General features: G+C 61.0%; 15 protein-coding genes and 1 pseudogene. 7 read left to right on the forward strand and 9 right to left on the reverse strand.

Features of this window, described 5'->3' with window-relative positions; all coding sequences use genetic code 11:
* Window positions 1-5: 5 nt before the first annotated feature.
* From cysC to AB3K92_RS13045, 6 genes are read left to right on the forward strand one after another with little or no spacing between them, the layout of a single operon-like run.
* Complete coding sequence (gene cysC, locus AB3K92_RS13020) at window positions 6-620, forward strand: adenylyl-sulfate kinase (protein ID WP_257250465.1); 615 nt, start codon at window positions 6-8, stop codon at window positions 618-620.
* A gap of 35 nt (window positions 621-655) precedes the next feature.
* Window positions 656-2794: a type I secretion system permease/ATPase gene (locus AB3K92_RS13025; RefSeq protein WP_369465215.1), complete on the forward strand. Its 2139-nt coding sequence runs from the start codon at window positions 656-658 to the stop codon at window positions 2792-2794.
* A gap of 5 nt (window positions 2795-2799) precedes the next feature.
* Window positions 2800-4218: an HlyD family type I secretion periplasmic adaptor subunit gene (locus AB3K92_RS13030; RefSeq protein ID WP_257250996.1), complete on the forward strand. Its 1419-nt coding sequence runs from the start codon at window positions 2800-2802 to the stop codon at window positions 4216-4218.
* The gene (locus AB3K92_RS13035; protein ID WP_257250466.1) at window positions 4208-5662 is read left to right on the forward strand and encodes a TolC family protein; all 1455 of its coding nucleotides are present in this window, start codon (window positions 4208-4210) and stop codon (window positions 5660-5662) included. Before AB3K92_RS13030 ends, AB3K92_RS13035 begins: the two co-directional genes overlap by 11 nt.
* A gap of 3 nt (window positions 5663-5665) precedes the next feature.
* Window positions 5666-7078 carry a S9 family peptidase gene (locus tag AB3K92_RS13040; RefSeq protein ID WP_257250467.1) on the forward strand — a complete coding sequence of 471 codons (1413 nt, stop codon included), beginning with the start codon at window positions 5666-5668 and terminating at the stop codon, window positions 7076-7078.
* A gap of 49 nt (window positions 7079-7127) precedes the next feature.
* On the forward strand, window positions 7128-8336 hold the full coding sequence (locus tag AB3K92_RS13045; protein ID WP_257250468.1) for a DUF4919 domain-containing protein: 1209 nt from the start codon (window positions 7128-7130) through the stop codon (window positions 8334-8336).
* Window positions 8337-8555: 219 nt separating this feature from the next.
* Here the strand turns inward: AB3K92_RS13045 and AB3K92_RS13050 are convergent.
* The 7 genes and pseudogenes from AB3K92_RS13050 to AB3K92_RS13080 form a co-directional block, all read right to left on the reverse strand.
* Window positions 8556-9823: pseudogene (locus AB3K92_RS13050) on the reverse strand (IS256 family transposase).
* Between the two features lie 428 nt (window positions 9824-10251).
* Window positions 10252-11031: an ABC transporter permease gene (locus AB3K92_RS13055; RefSeq protein ID WP_257250997.1), complete on the reverse strand. Its 780-nt coding sequence runs from the start codon at window positions 11029-11031 to the stop codon at window positions 10252-10254.
* Window positions 11032-11071: 40 nt separating this feature from the next.
* Complete coding sequence (locus tag AB3K92_RS13060) at window positions 11072-12262, reverse strand: ABC transporter substrate-binding protein (protein WP_059649062.1); 1191 nt, start codon at window positions 12260-12262, stop codon at window positions 11072-11074.
* A 28-nt stretch (window positions 12263-12290) separates the two neighbouring features.
* Entirely contained in the window at window positions 12291-13055 is a 765-nt protein-coding gene (locus AB3K92_RS13065) for an ABC transporter ATP-binding protein (protein ID WP_060224394.1), read from the reverse strand.
* Window positions 13052-14131, reverse strand: coding sequence for an acyl-CoA dehydrogenase family protein (locus AB3K92_RS13070; RefSeq protein WP_069254361.1), 1080 nt, complete (start codon window positions 14129-14131; stop codon window positions 13052-13054). Before AB3K92_RS13070 ends, AB3K92_RS13065 begins: the two co-directional genes overlap by 4 nt.
* Window positions 14128-14694: a carboxymuconolactone decarboxylase family protein gene (locus tag AB3K92_RS13075; protein WP_059622076.1), complete on the reverse strand. Its 567-nt coding sequence runs from the start codon at window positions 14692-14694 to the stop codon at window positions 14128-14130. Before AB3K92_RS13075 ends, AB3K92_RS13070 begins: the two co-directional genes overlap by 4 nt.
* A gap of 91 nt (window positions 14695-14785) precedes the next feature.
* On the reverse strand, window positions 14786-15766 hold the full coding sequence (locus AB3K92_RS13080) for an AraC family transcriptional regulator (RefSeq protein WP_369465216.1): 981 nt from the start codon (window positions 15764-15766) through the stop codon (window positions 14786-14788).
* Window positions 15767-16154: 388 nt separating this feature from the next.
* On the opposite strand from AB3K92_RS13080, the gene AB3K92_RS13085 reads away from it, so the two are divergent.
* Window positions 16155-16367 carry a hypothetical protein gene (locus AB3K92_RS13085; RefSeq protein WP_060072364.1) on the forward strand — a complete coding sequence of 71 codons (213 nt, stop codon included), beginning with the start codon at window positions 16155-16157 and terminating at the stop codon, window positions 16365-16367.
* 76 nt (window positions 16368-16443) lie between these two features.
* On the opposite strand, the gene AB3K92_RS13090 is transcribed toward AB3K92_RS13085, so the two are convergent.
* On the reverse strand, window positions 16444-16869 hold the full coding sequence (locus AB3K92_RS13090) for an NUDIX hydrolase (RefSeq protein WP_124468092.1): 426 nt from the start codon (window positions 16867-16869) through the stop codon (window positions 16444-16446).
* Between the two features lie 455 nt (window positions 16870-17324).
* The gene (locus AB3K92_RS13095) at window positions 17325-18713 is read right to left on the reverse strand and encodes a nucleobase:cation symporter-2 family protein (protein ID WP_042977444.1); all 1389 of its coding nucleotides are present in this window, start codon (window positions 18711-18713) and stop codon (window positions 17325-17327) included.
* Window positions 18714-18861 lie beyond the last annotated feature (148 nt).

The raw sequence follows: 18861 nt of genomic DNA on the forward strand, positions 1-18861 counted from the left end.
ATGCAATGCAATTAAATCTCGCCTCTAATACTGATAGGCACACTGCCAACTCCGGTTGCTATTGGCTTACTGGACTGCCGGGAGCGGGAAAAACTACGCTCGCTCGAGAATTCTCACAATCTCTAAGATCAAGGCAGATTTCGGCGCTCGTGTTGGACGGCGACGAGTTGCGAGCCGGTTTGAATTGTGATCTCACATACAGTCGTGAAGATCGAGCCGAAAATATACGCAGAGCCGCCGAGATTTCAAAAATTCTAATCGAGGCCGACTTTGCTGCGATAGTTGCACTCGTATCGCCATATCAAGAAGATAGGGATATGGCTCGACAAATCATCGGTCACGATCGATTTTTCGAAGTATTTGTCGATGCGCCGATAGAGACGTGTATGGAGCGAGACCCTAAGGGATTGTATCAACGAGCTCGAACCGGTTTGCTTCCGGACTTCACTGGCGTAGCTGCGCCATATGAGAAGCCGATCATTCCAACGTTACATATTCCCACAAGCGTACGCACGGTTGCCGAGAGCGTAGGTATCCTGTTGAGCCATTTTGAACGTCGTCGAGGAAACCAGTTGAATTCCGACACGGGTTCTCGGCGAGATCCGATTAGGGCGTTGTAGAAGCGATATCGCAGTAATTGAAAGAGGTACGGCAAGTGAACGCCCCTGAAAAAAACGAAGAATTTTCACACGCTCCAGTTGACACGGCATTGAGTTGCCTAGTCACCATCGCAAGATTCCACGGCATCGCTGTCGATGCCGCTCAACTGCGCCACGCTGCTGCCCAAGGTGATCGACCGTTCGATGCCGATGCATTGATCTTGTGCGCTCGCTCGATAGGTTTGAAGGCTCGCCTTGTGCCGCTACGGACGGATCGACTGGATCGATCGCCTCTGCCAGCGCTGGGTCTCGACAAAGACGGTCAACACTTCATCATTGCACGCCGTGATGGATTGTCAGTGCTCGTACTCGAAGCCAATTCAACACAGCCCGTACTCCATTCGCTGGAGGAGATAACCCATCGCTCGACGGGAAGCATGCTCCTTTTCACCTCCAGAGCATCCCTCACGGGTGAACTGTCAAAGTTCGACTTCTCGTGGTTCATCCCGGCTGTCGTCAAGTACCGTAGATTGCTGTTGGAGGTATTGGCGATCTCATTCGTCTTGCAGATATTCGGTCTCGTGACGCCACTGATGTTCCAGGTGATCATGGACAAGGTGCTCGTCAACCACACCTACAATACGCTGGCCGTCGTCGGGATCACGCTGTTTCTCAGTTCAACGTTCGAGGTAGCGTTGACCGGTCTGAGAAACTACATCTTCTCGCATACCACGAACCGGATAGATGTCGAACTCGGAGCACGGCTTTTCAAACACCTGATCGCGTTGCCTCTGGCGTACTTCGGTGTACGCCGTGTTGGAGACACAATCGCCAGGGTTCGTGAGCTCGAAAGCATTCGAAACTTCCTGACGGGCCAGGCACTGACAGCCGTTATCGATCTGTTCTTCTCGATCGTGTCTATCGCTGTTATGTGCATCTACAGTGTATGGCTAACGATCGTGATCGTGCTTTCCCTGCCGATCTACGCTGGCATATCTGCTTTCATAGTTCCGGTCTTGCGTCGGCGACTCAACGAGAAATTCGTACGAGGTGCTGACAATCAATCGTTCCTCGTCGAAACCGTCTCGGGCGTCGAAACGGTCAAGTCGATGTCGGTTGAACCCCAGTTCGCCAAGAAGTGGGAGATGCAACTGGCCGCGTATGTCGCATCCGGATTTCGTGTGACGCAGCTCGGCAACATTGGGCAACAACTGATCCAGTACATCGGCAAACTCGTCTCGTTGGGAACGCTCCTGTTGGGCGCCAAGCTCGTGATCGACGGCAAGCTGACGATCGGAGAACTGATTGCATTCAACATGATGTCGCAGCGCGTTGCTGCACCTGTCTTGCGACTCGCTCAGCTCTGGCAGGATTTCCAGCAAGTCGGAATTTCGATGAGCCGCTTGGGAGACATCCTCAATACCCGCACCGAGTTGCGCCAAAGCAGTCAATCAATGCCGGCGATCAAGGGCGATATCCGATTCGAGAACGTACGCTTCCGATACCGTCCGGATGGCCAGCCGGTTCTGGACGATGTGTCGCTGGACATACGAGCGGGTCAGGTCATCGGCATCGTGGGCCGATCGGGATCCGGCAAAAGCACGATAACCAAGCTTCTGCAACGTCTCTATGTGCCCGAACACGGGACAGTGCGTATCGATGGCGTCGACCTGGCGCTCGCTGATCCTGCATGGCTTCGGCGGCACATTGGTGTCGTGCTCCAGGAAAATTACCTGTTCAACCGGTCGCTCCGAGAAAACATCGCTTTGGCGGACCCTGGCGCCCCGATGGCAGCCATCATGCACGCTGCCAGACTGGCCGGGGCGCACGACTTCATTTGCGAACTGCCGCAAGCCTACGACACCCTCGTGGAAGAACACGGCAACAATCTGTCCGGTGGGCAACGACAGCGCATCGCCATTGCCCGTGCACTGTTGACCAATCCCCGTATTCTCATTTTCGATGAAGCGACGAGTGCGCTCGATTTCGAGACCGAACGCGTGATTCAGAACAATATGCGAGCGATCTGTGCCGGACGCACTGTAATCTTCATCGCCCACCGCCTCAGTACCGTTCGTCATGCGGACCAGATCATTGCGATGGACAAAGGACACATCGTCGAACGTGGCACGCACGAGATCTTGCAGTCGACGGGTGGTTACTACGCCCACTTGCTGTCTCTTCAGGCGGGGTGATGACAATGTCGATTCGTTTACATGCACTTCTTGATCTCCTGCGCCGATATCGGTCGGTTTGGGTAGCAGCATGGAATATCCGTCATCAACTTGACGGTCCCGCCAAGCTTGAGTACGAGCTTGCCTTCCAACCGGCGCATCTTGAACTGGTCGAAACGCCTGTGCATCCGGCACCGCGCTGGACTGCTCGATTGATCGTGCTGCTTGCCGCGGCGGTGATATTGATCGCCTGCTTTGGCAAACTCGACATTGTCGCAACTGCGAACGGGAAACTCGTTCCGAACGCAAAGGTGAAAATCATTCAGCCGGCGATCACGGGAGTGGTCAGGGAGATTGCCGTCCAGGACGGTCAACGGGTCAGGGCCGGTGATCTCCTTGTGAAGCTTGATACCACTCAGGCGGCCGCAGACGAAGACAAGGCGAAATCGTCCAAGCTGGATGCTGCCTTTGCCGGCGCTCGTGCTGATGCGTTACTGAAAGCGCTACAGGCAGGGCGAGAGCCGGAGGTTTCCACAATCGACGGTGCATCAGCGGGGCGTCAGGAGGAAGCTCAACGCCTCGTGGCCGGTATATATCGTGAGTATCAAGACAAGTTGAATTCAGCCCGAAGCGAACTAGCAAAACGGGAAGCCGAGTTGGATAGCACGAATCAGGAGATTGCCAAGCTGGCGGCCACGGCACCGCTGGCACGTTCACAAGCAAACGACTATAGGTCGCTGTCTGCTGACAAGTATGTTGCAAAGAACGACTACCTCGACAAGGAACAGACGGCCTTGAATCAAGAACATGAATTGGCAGCGCAGCGCAGCCACGCTCATGAACTGGCCGCCGGGATAGCAGAGCAGCGAGCGGACATTGCGCAGACCGTCTCTCAGTTTCGACGAGAACAACTCGATGATCTGGAGAAAGCAACCGAACAGTTGAGGCAGAGCACCAATGACGAAACCAAGGCCCACACTCGTCAAGTTATGCTCAGCTTGATCTCCCCAGTTAGCGGCACTGTTCAGCAACTCGCCACGCACACGCTCGGTGGCGTTGTCACAACCGCTCAGGCATTGATGGAAATCGTTCCGGACGATGCCGTTGAAGTCGAGGCCACCGTTGAAAACAAAGACGTGGGTTTCCTGAAGGTTGGCCAGCGCACAGCGGTCAAACTCGATGCGTTTCCCTATACCCGATACGGGATGCTCGAAGGAACGGTAGTCGATCTATCCAATGATGCGGTACAGGACAAGAAGCTTGGCCTCGCCTTTACGGTTCGCATTCGACTGAAATCAAATCGGATGCGAGTCGATGATCGCTGGATCGCGTTGACGCCTGGCATGACCGTGAAAGCGGAGATCAAGACGGGCAAGCAAACCATCGCGCAGTATCTGCTTGGCCCGCTTGTCGAAGGCGCTCAGGAGAGCATGCATGAGCGTTAAGCCATCGACGGGGCTGCTCATAGCCGCAATCGGCGTGATGTCGGTCAACTCTCCTACGGTTCTTGCCTTCGACCCGCTGCGAGCTGAACAATCGATTCCTGTTAGCGCGGCCGGCGACATGGTCCCGGCCCACAGCACTTGCGAATTCGGTCCATTGAGTCACCCGTTGACACTGGAGGATGCAGTCGAACGTGCTCTGTGTCGTAATCCCAAAACCCGAGAGTCGTGGGCGGACGTCAAGGCTCAGGCGGCGGCGGTCGGCGTGGCAAGAGCGGCATACCTGCCGACCATCACAGGAAACTGGCAAGGTGTTCGGGATAGCTCCGTCACGGACATCACGGATCATCCGGCGCTCAGCTCAAATTACTCGGCAACCGTTCGCTCTGAGGGTGTGTCTCTCAATTGGCTCCTATACGACTTCGGAGGACGAGAGGCGGCGCTGAAGAATGCCTCGTCGTTGCTGGAGGCGTCGCAAGCAACACGAAACGCCACGTTGCAATCGACGTTTGCTACGGTCGCCAAGGATTACTACGCAGCGCAAGCAGCACATGCGGCTCTCGATGCAGCTCGGGAAATCGAGGCAATGACGAGGCAAAGCGCTACAGCAGCGCAGGCCAAAGTCGACAAAGGGGTGGCGCCCATTACTGATGCATTACAGGCGCAATCACAGCATGAGCAGGCGTTGCTGAATCTCGCCAAGGCACGGAGTGACGCTCAGTCGACGATTGGCGCGTTAGCCGTAGACATGGGCTACGATCCGTCCGCCGTAACCGACGTGCCCGCCGTCACGGATACCGTGATCCCCGGCAAGACCTTTACGGAGTCTCTCGCACGATTGATTGCCGAGGTGAAGCGAACGCATCCCAGTGTCGTGGCCGCACAGGCGCAGTACGATGCGGCTATGGCGAAGATCGCTCAGACCCGAGCACAAGGACTGCCGAGTCTCAATCTCGTCGGGAAATACAATCGAGATAACCAACCACAAAGTCTGGGGCTTGGATTGCCGACCTATCCGTCGACCGGTCACGACGCCTATATCGGTATACAGGTAACCATTCCGATATTTGAAGGCTTCGGAAGGAACTATCAGATCGACCAAGCCCGGGCAGAAGCTGAGCGACAACAAGACGCTCTCGAAGAAACTCGGAACAAGGTTGCGGTGGACGTCTGGGACAGCTACTACGCCCTGGAATCGGCATCGGAAAGCGCTTCGCATAGCAGTTCCTTGTTAACGATCGCTCAACAGGCTTACGTCGCGGCTGAACATCGCTACAACATGGGCGTCGGTAACATCCTCGAATTACTCAATACACAGACGACGCTCGCCAATGCGAAGGAGCGTCGGATTGAAACGTTGACAGACTGGGACAATGCTCGCATTGATTTGGCGTCGAAGCTTGGGCGCTTGGATATGTCTTCTGTCTCTACACTTGGCACGCCTTAAAAAATGCACAAGACCTGGAAAGCTTGTTCGCTGATAGCAATCACTTATCTATACGCGTATGCGTCTCTGGCGCATGCAGACGACGCGGATAGTCTGAAAGCACCCGAAGCCGCTCTGCGTCACGAACAGATCATCTCGATTCCGAGTTCCGATGGGAATTCAGTCATGCTGAAAGCGACGCTGGACATTCCCGATGGCCCTGGACCTTTTCCGTTGGTCGTGATGAACCATGGTGCGAACGGGAGCATGCCGCCTCCGGATCAGCCTCGATATCACTTGACATTCTCTGCGTACTATTTCTTGTCGAGAGGGTATGCCATCGTATTGCCGATGATGCGTGGCTATGCCGGGTCCCAGGGACATCTTGCGCATCACGGATGTGACTATGCCGCCACCGGAATTGAAGACGCACAGGATATCAAGGCCGTCATCGAGTACATGAAGACGCAGCCGAAGATCGATGGCACTCGAATTGTCGTTGCCGGACAAAGCTTCGGGGGATGGAATACGCTAGCGCTCGGAACGATGAATGTGCCTGGCGTACACGGCTTGGTCAGCTTCGCTGGTGGTATGGATGAATCGGATTGTTTGTTCTCCAGTCGGGCATTGATCAATGCTGCGGGCGAATTGGGGGCGCATAGCAAGCTTCCGTCGATCTGGTTCTTCGGAGAAAACGACAAGGTGTTCTCGAAAGATACGTGGCATGCTGAGTACGAACGGTATGTATCCGCAGGCGGGTCCGCCGAACTGGTTGCGTACGGCACATTCGGCACCGACTCTCACAACATGCTCGGTTCCGCCGAAGCGTTGCCTCTCTGGGTGCCGAAACTCGATGCGTTTCTCGCACGGATAGATATGCCTCACGCTGAAGTCAATCCCGAATACATGCCGACACCTGTTCCACCAGCAAGTGGTTATGCGGCCATCGACGATGCGCAAGCTGTGCCGTATCTCGGCGTCGCAGGACAAGCGTATTACAAGAAATTCCTCGAACGACCATTGCCTAGGGCATTTGCGGTTGGCCTGCGTGGAGCAGCGTCGACTAATGGCGGATTCGATCCGATCGCTCAGGCGATGAAATTGTGCAATCAACGTGGCCCTGGCTGTCGCCTCTATGCTGCAGACAACACCGTCGTTTGGACCAGACCGACACCTGTTTCGCCGCCCAGCAACTTCGCCAAGCTGGACGACGCGTCCGTGGTTCCGTATCTGAACGATAGCGGGAGGGCTGGATATCAAAAGTTTCTGCAACTTCCTCGGCCTCGTGTGTTCACGATTGCCCCTGACGGCGGATGGGACGCTTCGGCGCTTGGCCCGGACCCTGTGAGGTACTCGCTAGATCACTGCGGCCAGAGACATCGGGGGTGCAAGATTTACGCGGTCGACAGTTCGGTCGTGTGGCAGGGAACGAAATAGTCATTCGACCGTCACTGCTGCGATTAGTTAATCTCGAATTGGATAAATTATGTGTAGATCGAAGCTGCTGATTTGGTTTGTCGGTTTTATTTTTTCAACTAACGCATTGTCGCAGACCTCTATCTCTGTGGTCGACCAACTTTTATCGCAACGGCAGAAGTTTGCGCAGGACGATAAAATTGACCTCCAGCGACTCTCGCATGACATTGAGGCGACAGCGAAGGATGCAAACGAGCTGGACCGAGCAGGAAAAGGAGGGGATGCACTGCGTCGTCTGTCGGAACTAACGAAATACGCACCACTGGACCAATTCCCCGACTATGACGTGCAGGCCGTATGTTCCAACATCTACGGGCACTTCAACCGGCCACTGTCGGATGATTGTCGTGCTCGTGCACACGCAATGGCCGATATTCTGAACAACCGTATCGGTAGCGGTGGCAGCCCTGATGATCCTGTTCGAGTCATCACAATTGCGGAAGTTCATGAATGGATGAATCTGCATTCGGCGAGCATCTCAAATATTCAAGGGTATCAATATCACGATGTCCCGTTGCAGAAAGTCACCTATTCGGGTCAGTCGACTGGCGGGCAGCCGGCTATTGCATATTTCGAGATAAATTCACGTGCATTCGCGTCGATCACTCGCTCGGCTCCCAATGTGTTCGATCCTCTGCCGCTTAGTGGTCAATACGCGGCAGCCTATCAGCAGGCTCACGAGAAGCGCATTCAGTTTCTGGCTGACCACAGTTTTAATTATCCGGAGCTTATTCACCTGTGCAGAGAGTTAGGAAAACAAGCAATGCAGCTTGCGCAGCAGGGCGACTATAACGGTGCACTTTCAAAGATCAAGGAAGTCGAGAAAGTTCGAAAAATTCTTGATATTCCAATTTTTAGCATTATATCAAATTATAGCTATTTGCTTGGCAAGACCGGACACGCCGATGCCCAATCTGACTTGCGGCTCTATCTCTTTGGCATTACGCAGGACATCGCACATAGCGGAGACGGGTTGTCTCCCGAGACGGCCATTCACGTTGCGGATGATGGCGAGGAATATGCTTGGCTCGCCGCAAGGAGACTCCGCTTGTCCAAACAGGCGCTGATCATGAAGGGTAGTTCTCGATATGACGTGCTCGATACGATTGATTTGAGTGGAAAGGTACAAGCGTTCTATTTTGATGTAACGCAGGTTTTTGATAGACAAATCGAAATTGTGAAAGGAACGGTGCTTGAAGACCAAGGGCAGGCTAAATAACGCTTGAGACGGATTGGATTAGTCGCCATCAGGATTGGCCGCAGGAGAATCATCGTTGCCGCTGCTTGAGTGTAGGGTTGGTGTAGGGTCTGGCTCGTACCCTACACCCGGGAGATCCTTATAGATAAAGGGTTTGGGGGAATTGGTGTAGGGTGTGTAGGGTTTTGGGCAAATCTGAACCTGTCCGCATTTTTGTGGGCGAGGCGGTTGAACGACGCGTTATCCATGCGCCTGGGTGAATCGTTCTCCGAACTGGATAGCAAACTGGTTCATTGCTGATTTCCAGTCGAACGAAGCCCGCCCGGTCTTGGCCAGCACCTTGCGCAGCGCCAGCCAGAGCAGCTTGATGGCCACCTCGTCATTCGGGAAGTGACCACGTGTCTTGGTGATCTTGCGCAACTGCATGTTCAAACTTTCTATGGCGTTCGTGGTGTACACAACCCGTCGAATCTCCGGCGGGAACACGTAGAACGGCACGACGTGCTCCCACGCGCGTTGCCACGACTGCACGATCGTCGGGTACTTCGCGCCCCAAGGACCGTCGGCGAAGTCTTGCAGCGCTTGCCGTGCCGCCTCTTCGCTGGCAGCCGCGTAGATCGGGCGCAGTGCTGTGGCGAGTACCTTACGGTCCTTGTAGCTGGCGTATTCGAGGCTGTTGCGGATCAGATGCACGATGCAGGTCTGAACGGTGGTCCGCGGATAGACCGCGCTGATGGCTTCGGTTAGTCCCTTCAGGCCATCGACCACGGCGATCAGGATGTCCTGGCAGCCGCGCGTCTTGAGTTCGTTGAACACCTTGAGCCAGAACTTGGCGCCCTCGGTCTGCTCATCCAGAGGCCCATCACGTCGCGCTGGCCATCGGCCTGAATGCCCAAGGCCAGATAGACGGCCTTGTTGCTGACCACGCCGTCGTCGCGGATCTTGACCCGCAGCGCGTCGAAGAACACGACCGGATACATCGCCTCGAGTGGGCGGCTCTGCCAACTCAGCGCTTCGGCCATCACCTCGTCGGCGACCGAACTGATGAAATCGGGCGACACTTCGGTGCCGTATTGCTCGGCCAGAAACCCTTGAATCTCGCGCACGCTCATGCCGCGGGCGTACATCGCAATGATGCGTTCGTCGAAGCCGGTGAAGTGGCGCTCGTGCTTGGGAATCAGGATGGGCTCGAAGCTGCCGGCACGGACACGAGGGGCTTCGACCCGAACCGGACCACGGTCGGTGATGACCGTCTTGCCGCTGGCGCCGTTGCGCTCGTTGGCTTGCCCGGCCGGTTTGGGCTGGCCCGACGGGTAGCCCAGATGCAGATTCATCTCGGCGCCCATCGCGCGTTCGATGACCGCTTTGTTGAACGGCAGCATCAGATCCTGAACCTCGGTCGGCGTCATCGGCCCCTTGACCAGTTGGTTCAGCAGTTCTTTGGGCAATTCAGGCAGCGGCCCGCGAGCCGCTGCCTGACGCGCTACGGTTTGCCTTTTCTTCTTCATCGACATATCGATGATTTTTACACCTCATGATATGCCTCGCCCACGAAATGACGGATAAGTCCGGTCGCATCGTCATACCACTCACCGAAGATAAGACACGTACCTATTTGACCTACACTGACGCAGCCGATGCGATCGCGCGAAAGGCGCGTGATTGTATCGCCGGAGCTGGATAAACCGTGTCCGGTCACGATGCATCTCCTGCGCGGGCGGTGTCGAGGTCCGCGCCATTGGGCACGACGTTGTCGGGCGTCTTTCCGGCAAATACTCCATCGGCACTATCCGGCACGGAAACAGTTGCGTGCTGAAACAATGCTTGATCCGTTTCAAGTCGCACAAGCTTTTATCGACAACCCCCTGCCTGGATCATTGCAAACACTGCTGGACGCGGTAGATGTCGAACTTTACAAGGTCTTCGCTTCAGCAATCTACCGATCCCCCCCGGACATATCGCTCGACAGCCGGGCGGCGACCGCGCGCGCCGCCAGATCGAGCAGGAAACCGAGCACGCCGATCACGAGGATCACGGCCGTCAGCTCCGAATACGCGAGCCGGTCGCGCGTGTCGAGAATCAGGTAGCCGAGCCCCGCGCTCACGCCGAGCATTTCCGCCGGGACCAGCACGATCCACAAGATGCCGATCGCGAGGCGCACGCCGGTGAGCACATGCGCGGCGATACCCGGCACGTAGATGTGCCAGAGCATTTCCGCGCGCGTCGCGGCAAGGCTTTCGCCAAGCTGGACCCAGCGCCGGTCGAGATGCGCGACACCCGATGCGGTGCTCATCACCAGCGGCCACACCGCGGCGAAAGCGAGCAGAAAATACACCGCGCGATCGCCGACGCCGAGCGACATCACCGCAAGCGGCATCCACGAAAGCGGCGAGATCATGCGAAGAAACTGCAGCGTCGGCGACAGCGTCCGTTCGAGCCAGCGCAGACGGCCGATCGCGAATCCCAATGGCACGCCGACCACGAGCGCCCACGCCAGCCCGACGGCGATGCGCCTGAGGCTGGTCGCCACATGCACGAGCAGCTGGTCCTCGGCGACGAGCGACGGCAGCGCTTCGAACGCACGCTGCGGCGCGAATTGCGCGGCCATCGCGTTGTGGCCCGCGAGCAGCGTGACGGCGAGCCACCACAGCGCCAGGGCGGCCGCCAGTCCCGCACCGCCCAGCACGATGCTGCGCCAGTGCGTGGGCCCGGGCACCGGACGCCGCGCCGCCGCCGACGTTTCCCGAACGAGCACGCTAGACAACGATCGTCTCCTTGCGTGCATAACCGCCATCCTGGCCGAACGCGGACAAGCCACCCAGCGCTTCGATGCTCTTCTTCACGAACCGGTCGTCGACCAGATCGCCGGCGACCCGTTTCGGATCGAGCGACGCGAGGAACTGGCTCGCGCCTTCCACCTGGGTCGTTTTCAACCGGCGCACGAGTTCTTCCGTATAGCTCGGATACGGATACGGCTGGAAGTCGATGCGTTTCACGCCCCAGTTCGCGTGCTGGATCGCGCGATCGCCGAGATAGCGCCCCTGATCGGCTGCTTGCGGTGCGAGCACGCGTGCGAGCAGTTGCGCAGGATGCGGCGTGTAGCGGTTCGGGCCTTCCTTCGACAGCAGCCTGGCCGCCTCTTGCGGATGGGCGCGCGTCCACAGCTGGGCGTTGACGATCGCGTCGACGACCTTCTGCGACCACGCCGCGCGTTGCGTCAGGTCCTGCTCGTGCATGAAGATCACGCAGCACGCGTGGTTGCGCCACACGTCTCCCGTGAAGCGGAGAATCTTGCCGATGTTCAACTGCTCGGCGGCCGCATTGAACGGCTCGGCGACGATATATCCGGCGATCTTTTTCGACGCCAGCGCGGGCGGCATGTCGGACGGCGCCATCACGACCAGGTTGACTTCCTTCGGCCCCGGCTGCCCCGACTGCTTGAGCACGGGCGCGAGACCCTGCGCGCGCAGCAGGTCCTGCAGCACGACGTTATGCACCGAATACCAGAACGGCACCGCAACCGTCTTGCCACCGAGGTCCGCCACGGTGTTCACGTCGGGCGCAACCGTCAGCGCAGAGCCGTTCACGTGATTCCATGCGACGACCTTCGCGGGCGCCTTGCTGCCGTAGCGCGCCCACACGGTCATCGGCGACAGCAGATGCACGACGTTGACCTGTCCCGACAGAAACGCCTCGACCAGCTGCGCCCAGCTTCGCAGCAGCGTCGGCTTCTCCGCCTGGATGCCGGCCGCGTCGAAGTAGCCGTTGTTGTGTGCGACGAGCAGCGGCGCCGCATCGGTGATCGGCAGGTAGCCGATGCGCACGGGCGCATTCGGATCGGCTGCCGCGCGCGCGTCGGATGCCTTCAGCAGCGGCGCCGCGCCCGCGACGGTAAAGAGCGACGCGAGCTTCAGCCATTCGCGTCGTGACATCGGTACGTTGCACATGAGGATTCCCCGCTGGTATCGGCCGGATTCAGGCGGCTGCTGAAATCGAGTTCTGCAGCGCCTGGAGAATGGAGATGCGCAGCTCGCCGAGCGAGCGCACCTGCGTGTGCCGCGGCTGCGGCAGTTCGACGGCCCAGCGTCCGACCAGCGTGCCGCGCTTGCCGAGCAGCACGATCCGATCGGCGACGAGCAGCGCTTCGTCGATATCGTGCGTGACCAGAAGCGCGGACGCGCCGGTGTTGCGCACCGCGGCAATCAGGAGCTGCTGCATGTCGGCGCGGGTCACTTCGTCGAGCGCGCCGAACGGTTCGTCGAGCAGCAGCGCGCGCGGCGCCCGCGCGAGGCAGCGCGCCAGCGCCGCGCGCTGTGCCATGCCGCCCGACAACTGCGACGGCAGCGCGTGCCGTGCATGGTCGAGCCCGACGGCGGCCAATGCGTTCGTCACGCGTCCCTTGCGGCCTGCACGTGTCAGGTGCGGTTGACGCGCGAAGGTCAGCCCGAACCCCACGTTCCGCTCGACCGTGAGCCACGGCAGCAGGCACGGGTCCTGAAACGCGAGGGCGACCTCCGGGCGCGGGCCGTCGACGGGCTCGCCATCGACGCGAATCGTGCCGGATGCGGTTCGCGTCAGGCCGGCGATGGCCCGCAACAGCGACGACTTCCCGCACCCGCTCGGCCCGAGCAGCGCAACGAGTTCGCCGGGCGCAACCGACAGGTCGACGCCGTTCAGCACGCTGCGCGATCCGTACCGCAACGTGACGCCGTTCGCGACGATATGCGCGCCTTGCGTCATGCTGCCGCCGCCCGTCGATGCCGCGCGAGCTGCGATTTCAATTGCACGAGGCTCGGCGTCACGATCGGGATGAACGACGCTTCGCGCACGCGCCGCGCGCTGCCGCTCTGGCCGCGCAGATAGCCGCGCCCTCCGGTCGCTTGCACTTCGAGCGAGACCGCCTGCGAGACGGTCTCGACGAGCGCGATGCGCAGTTCGAACATCGTCGCGGGCGAGTGGAGGAAGGTGCCGTCGAGCACGCCGCGCTTCAACTGCGCGGCCTGATCGGCGAGCGTCGTTTCGAGTTCGCGAATTTCCGCGCCGAGCGACGCGCGCGACGGCGCGCTGGCATCCTGCGTGGCCAGCAACGCGCGCCGCGCCAGCCCGATCGACATCCCGCATTGCAAGCCGAGAAACGCCGGGCGCACGCGCGCGAGCCAGGCCGGGGCGTCGGCCGCGAGGCGGTACGATTCGTCGAGGACGGTATCGCTCACGCGCAGCGCGGCCGTATTGCTCGCGCGCAGGCCGATCAGGTCGAGATCGTCGCTGCGCTCGACGCCCCGCGCGTCGTGCGGAATCGCGAAGACGGACGGCGGCGTGCCGTCGTCATGATCGAACGCTGCCGCGGCGATGAAGCCTTCGCGCCGCAGGTTCGTGATCCACGGCAGGCTGCCGTTCAGCACGAACGCGTCGCCGCTGCGGGCCGCGTGCATCTGCAACGGTTCGATGTCGGACAGGTACTTCATCGCGTTTGAAAGACCGGTGGCGCCCGCCACTTCGCCGTCGAGCAGCGGCGTCAGCCAGCGCGCACGCAGCGCGTCGTTGTCGCTCTGCAGTACGTATTCGATGAAGGTGCGATGTCCCCACAGCACGAATGCGGCCGTCAATGAGCGTTGCGCGACGGCGGCCACCGTGTCGATCGCGTCCGCGATCGTGCCGCCCGTGCCGCCCATGACCTCCGGCACTCCGACGGCGACGGTGCGCGAGCGCACCAGCTGCGGCAGGATGTCCGCCGCACGCGACGGGTCGACGTCGAGCGCGTCGGCATTTGCTTCGAGCCATGCGTCGAACGCATCGGAGCTCGGCGGCGCGGTCATGCTGCGCGCGCCGTCGGCTCCCAGCGATACGCTTCGAGCTGCGGATTCAGTTCGTTGCGCGCCAGGTTGTTCGCGAAGTTGCAAAGCGTCGCGAGGCTCACGCCGAGTACCACTTCAAGCGCGCCGGCATCGCTGTAGCCGGCCGCCTTGAACGCGGCGAGCGCTTCGTCGGACACGGCGCCGCGCGTCGCGATCACGTCGCGCGTGAACGTGGCGACCGCATCGAGGCGCGCGTCGGACAACGGGCGCTGCGCGCGGACCTCGTCGACGAGCGCGGCGGGCAATTGCGCCTTCTTCAGCGCGACGGCCGTATGGCCGGCCACGCAGAAACCGCAGCCATGAACGGCGGCGGCGGTGATCTGCACGATTTCGCGCTCGGCCAGCGTGAGGCCGCTGCGTGAATTGATTTCGCCGACGGTCAGGTACGTTTCGAGCGCAACCGGTGCATTGGCGAGTGCGGCTACGAGATTCGGCAGGAAGCCGTTGGCGGCTTGCGACTTCTGGAGAAACGGGCGGCTGGCTTCGGGCGCGCTTTCGACGGTTTGGAGGGGCAGGCGGCTCATGGCATCCTCGATCGGAAAGCCGTCATTGTTGGCGGCGCCGGTCGAGCCGGCAATGCGCGGCCGTCTCTGTTTCATGCGCGTTTGTCTCGCGTCAATGCACGGGTGTCGCGCCGGTGCGCTCCGGGGCGCGGCGGCAGGTGCCGGGCGGCAGGCCGGTGACGCGCTTGAATGCCTGCGCAAAGGCGGATTCCGACTGATAGCCGACATGCTCGGCCGTGCTGAGCGTGGATGCTCCCTGCCGCAGCATCTCGGCCGCGACCTTCATGCGCAGCAGCGCAAGGAACTGCGCGGGCGGCTGTCCGCATGCCTGCGCGAACTGCTTGCAGAAGCGCGCGCGGGACATGTGGCAAAACGCGGCCATCGTGTGCGTGGTCCAGTCGTCGCCGGGTTTCTCGATGATCGCGCCGACGAGCGGCGTAAATTCGGCGCGCCGCATGACCGACCACAGGCCCGGCGCAAAGTCGTCGCTGCTCGCGACGGCACGCAGTGCATAGAAGAACAGCGCATCCGTCAGACGATTGACGAGCGGCGACGGTGCATCCTGGGCACGCGCCGCTTCGGTGCGGATCAGGTCGAACAACGTGCGTGCGCCCGCCAGCTTCGCGTCGTCGTGGCGCGCCAGGAGGTGGTCAGGCAGCAGGCCGGCGATCGCGTCGCCAAGATCGGAACGAAACTCGAAGAAACCGCATGCCAGCGCGACGTCGCCCGGTGACGACGCCGGCTCGGCAAGCGGCGTCATCGTGCCGATCCGTACCGTGTATTCGTCGTCGGACGGCGCAATCGCGTCGGGCGTCAGGCAATGCGTCATGTCGTGCATCAGGAACACCGCGTCGCCGGCGACGAGGCGCGTGTTGTGCGCGGCACGGCCGTTCCGGGCGGGCAGGTGCAACCAGCATGCGCCTTCGAGCACGAGGTGGAAGCTCGCGCGCTGATGGCCGGCCGTCGATGCGCGATAGACGCCGCAATACCGGCCCACGTGAAACAGCGTGCTGCGCAGTTCGAGTCCGGAGAGCAGCCAGTCGGCGGCCTGGTCGGCGGAGTTCGGCATGGTGGGCGAAGGCGGGGAAGCCATTGGGAAGTCGACGGCGGGTTCCGAGCTTAGCGCCGCGACGTTGTGCGGTAAAACAAGCGATCGTGGAATGCATATGGGCGTGCGGCATATGCGTTCTTCGGTGGCCGGTGCCGGCTCGGCCGAGCCGGATTGCCGATCCATTCCGGGCACTCGCGGATGTGTGTGTACCGACGTCGGCGATACCGGGCACGTTTGCTGGGCACCGAGACTGCAATCCGGAGCGGCATCTTTGACAACAACTCGCCCGGGCGGCCGCGATCGATAAAACTTGATCGGTAGAAGCACTGAAGCTTCAATGATTTTTTTCCGGGCTATAGTGGAATCACTGAAGGTAGACGCGGCGTTCTTTGCCGATACCGTTCAGGTAATGACTGTAGACGGGTGCTGCATGCAAAATAAAATCGACAAGACCGCCGGACCGATCTGGGGCGTGGCTGCAGGATTGCTTCTCGCGGCCGCAGGATTGAGTCTCGGCATATTCCCGGCGTCCCTGCACGGTTCGGGTAGCGCAAACGACTTCATGGCGTCCGGTGCCGCGATGCTCGGCATCTTCCTCGTCGTCTATTCCACGCGCGAATTGCGCAGGAAGCGCATGCACTGAGCGGTCGTGCGTCGCGGGTTCACGACCAGCGACTCGAGTCGGCCGCCGGCCGGCGCATGCGCTCGTCCGGCGCGCGCTACGTCTTGCGGATTTCGTGTTGATGGACGAGTTCGACGATTCGCTTCGTCGGAATGCTTGCACGCAATCCGTCGACGCCGTCGATCGGAAACCACTTGCATTTCTCGATCTCGTTGTTCGCTTGCGGTGTCTGGTCCGGGCTGACTTCCGCGAAGAACACGTGATGGATCTTTGCGAGCCCGGTGAACTGCATCGAATAGACGAGATTCTGGCCGGTTATGCCGGTTTCTTCGGACAACTCGCGATGCGCGGCTTCGAGCGGCGATTCCCCGCGCTTGATCGTGCCGCCGGGAAGGGCCCAGCGCGACGCCGCGCGGGCGACGAGCAGGACTCGTTCACCGCGGTAGCAGACGACGGTCGCGCGTTCCTTGACGGGGACGGCGGGCGTCTCGGGGGCGTTGTTGGGGGCAGGGGCTCGGGGCATGTCGTGATTCTAACCAGCACAAATCGATCGGCCAAGGCGGCATGACCGGGTTTGACCTTTGATCGCCGCCGACACGGGGTCGATAAACCCGGGGTACGCTGAAAGCGCAGTTCGGTGTGTGCGTTTCGTGGGGTGTGGCTGGTGGCTTGTGCCGCGCCGGACGCCCTTGCGATGGCGGGCTGCTGCCGGTTCACGACGTGGTGGCTGTCGTGCGTACGCTGCTGCGATTGTCCGATGCGGCGTTCGTACGGGAACCGGTGATGCCGGCGACAGCGGCCGAGCGGTTTCAGGCGCGCCGCGGCCCCGCGTGGAATCGGGGCAACAGGTGGCGCGAGCCGAATCGGCCGGTTGGCGATACGCCGATCGCGTTGCCCGCACCGGGCGCCGCGGGTGCCGGCCGGTACGACGCGCGGTGCGGCCCGTCAGGTGCACCGCGCGTCGTGCGGATCATCCGCTTACTTCTTTTCCGGCAGGAACCAGTTCATCACGAGCGCGCAGATGCCGCCCGTCGCCACGCCCGACTCCAGCACGTTCTTCAGCGCGTGCGGCAGGCTGTTGAGGATGTCCGGCACCTGCGACACGCCGAGGCCGAGCGCGAGCGACACCGCGATGATCAGCAGCGCGCGGCGATCGAGCTGGACGCCCGCGAGGATGTTGATGCCCGATGCGGCCACCGCGCCGAACATCACCATCGCCGCGCCGCCGAGCACGGGTTCCGGCACGGCCTGCAGCACGCCGGCGACGACCGGGAACAGGCCGAGCACCACGAGCATGCCCGCGATCCAGATGCCGACGTGGCGGCTGGCGACGCCGGTGATCTGGATCACGCCGTTGTTCTGCGCGAACACCGAGCTCGGAAACGTGTTGAACACACCGGCCAGCAGCGAGTTCGCGCCGTTGACGAGCACGCCGCCCTTGATCCGCTGCATCCACACCGGCCCTTCGACCGGCTCGTTCGAGATCTTGCTGGTGGCCGTGACGTCGCCGATCGCTTCGAGCGACGTGACGAGGTAGATGATCAGCATCGGCACGAACAGCGACCACGAGAAGCCGATGCCGAAGTGCAGCGGCGTCGGGACCTGGAACAGCGCGGCCTGGTGCATGCCGGTGAAGTCGAGGCGGCCGAGGAACGCGGCCGCGAGATAACCGATGACGAGCGCGATGACGAGCGCGGTGCTGCGCACCCACACGATCGGCACGCGGTTCAGCAGGATGATCGTGCCGAGCACGAGGCCGGACAGCGTCAGGTTCTCCGCGCTCGCGAAGGTGCCGTTGGCCATCGCGCCGAAGCCGCCGCCCATGCTGATGAGGCCGACCTTGATCAGCGTGAGGCCGATCAGCAGCACGACGATGCCGGTGACGAGCGGCGTGATCAGGCGCTTCACGAACGGCAGGATGCGCGACACGCCCATTTCGACGAACGACCCGGCAATCACGACGCCGAAGATCGCGGCCATCACGGTTTCGACCGGCGTGCCTTGCTTGACCATCAGGCTGCCGCCGGCGATCAGCGGGCCGACGAAGTTGAAGCTGGTGCCCTGTACGATCAGCAGGCCAGCGCCCAGCGGGCCGAAGCGCTTGCACTGGACGAAGGTGGCGATGCCGGAAATCACCAGCGACATCGACACGATGAGGGTCGTATCGCGGCTGGACACGCCGAGCGCCTGGCAGATCAGCAGGCCGGGCGTGACGATCGGCACGATGATCGCCAGCAGGTGCTGCAGCGCTGCGATGAAGGCGACCATCGGCGCCGGCCGGTCGTTCGGGCCGTAGACGAGGTCGCGGGCCGCACCTGCGGCGTCGGCGCCATGGGCGGCGGGTTGGGCGGAGGAGGCGGGTTGCATGGCGAGCGGGCCGGACAAGGTGGAAAGTGCGGCATTTTAGCCGAACGGCCTGCTGCCGCCGCCGGGTGGCGCCGCAATAGCGGGAATTCGGCGGGTCGGGAAAACGGTGGCGGTTCGGCGCCCGGGCCGGCCGTGACCGCGACGCCCG

Source organism: Burkholderia sp. Bmkn7 (genome assembly GCF_041103175.1).
GTDB classification, from domain to species: Bacteria; Pseudomonadota; Gammaproteobacteria; order Burkholderiales; family Burkholderiaceae; genus Burkholderia; species Burkholderia cepacia.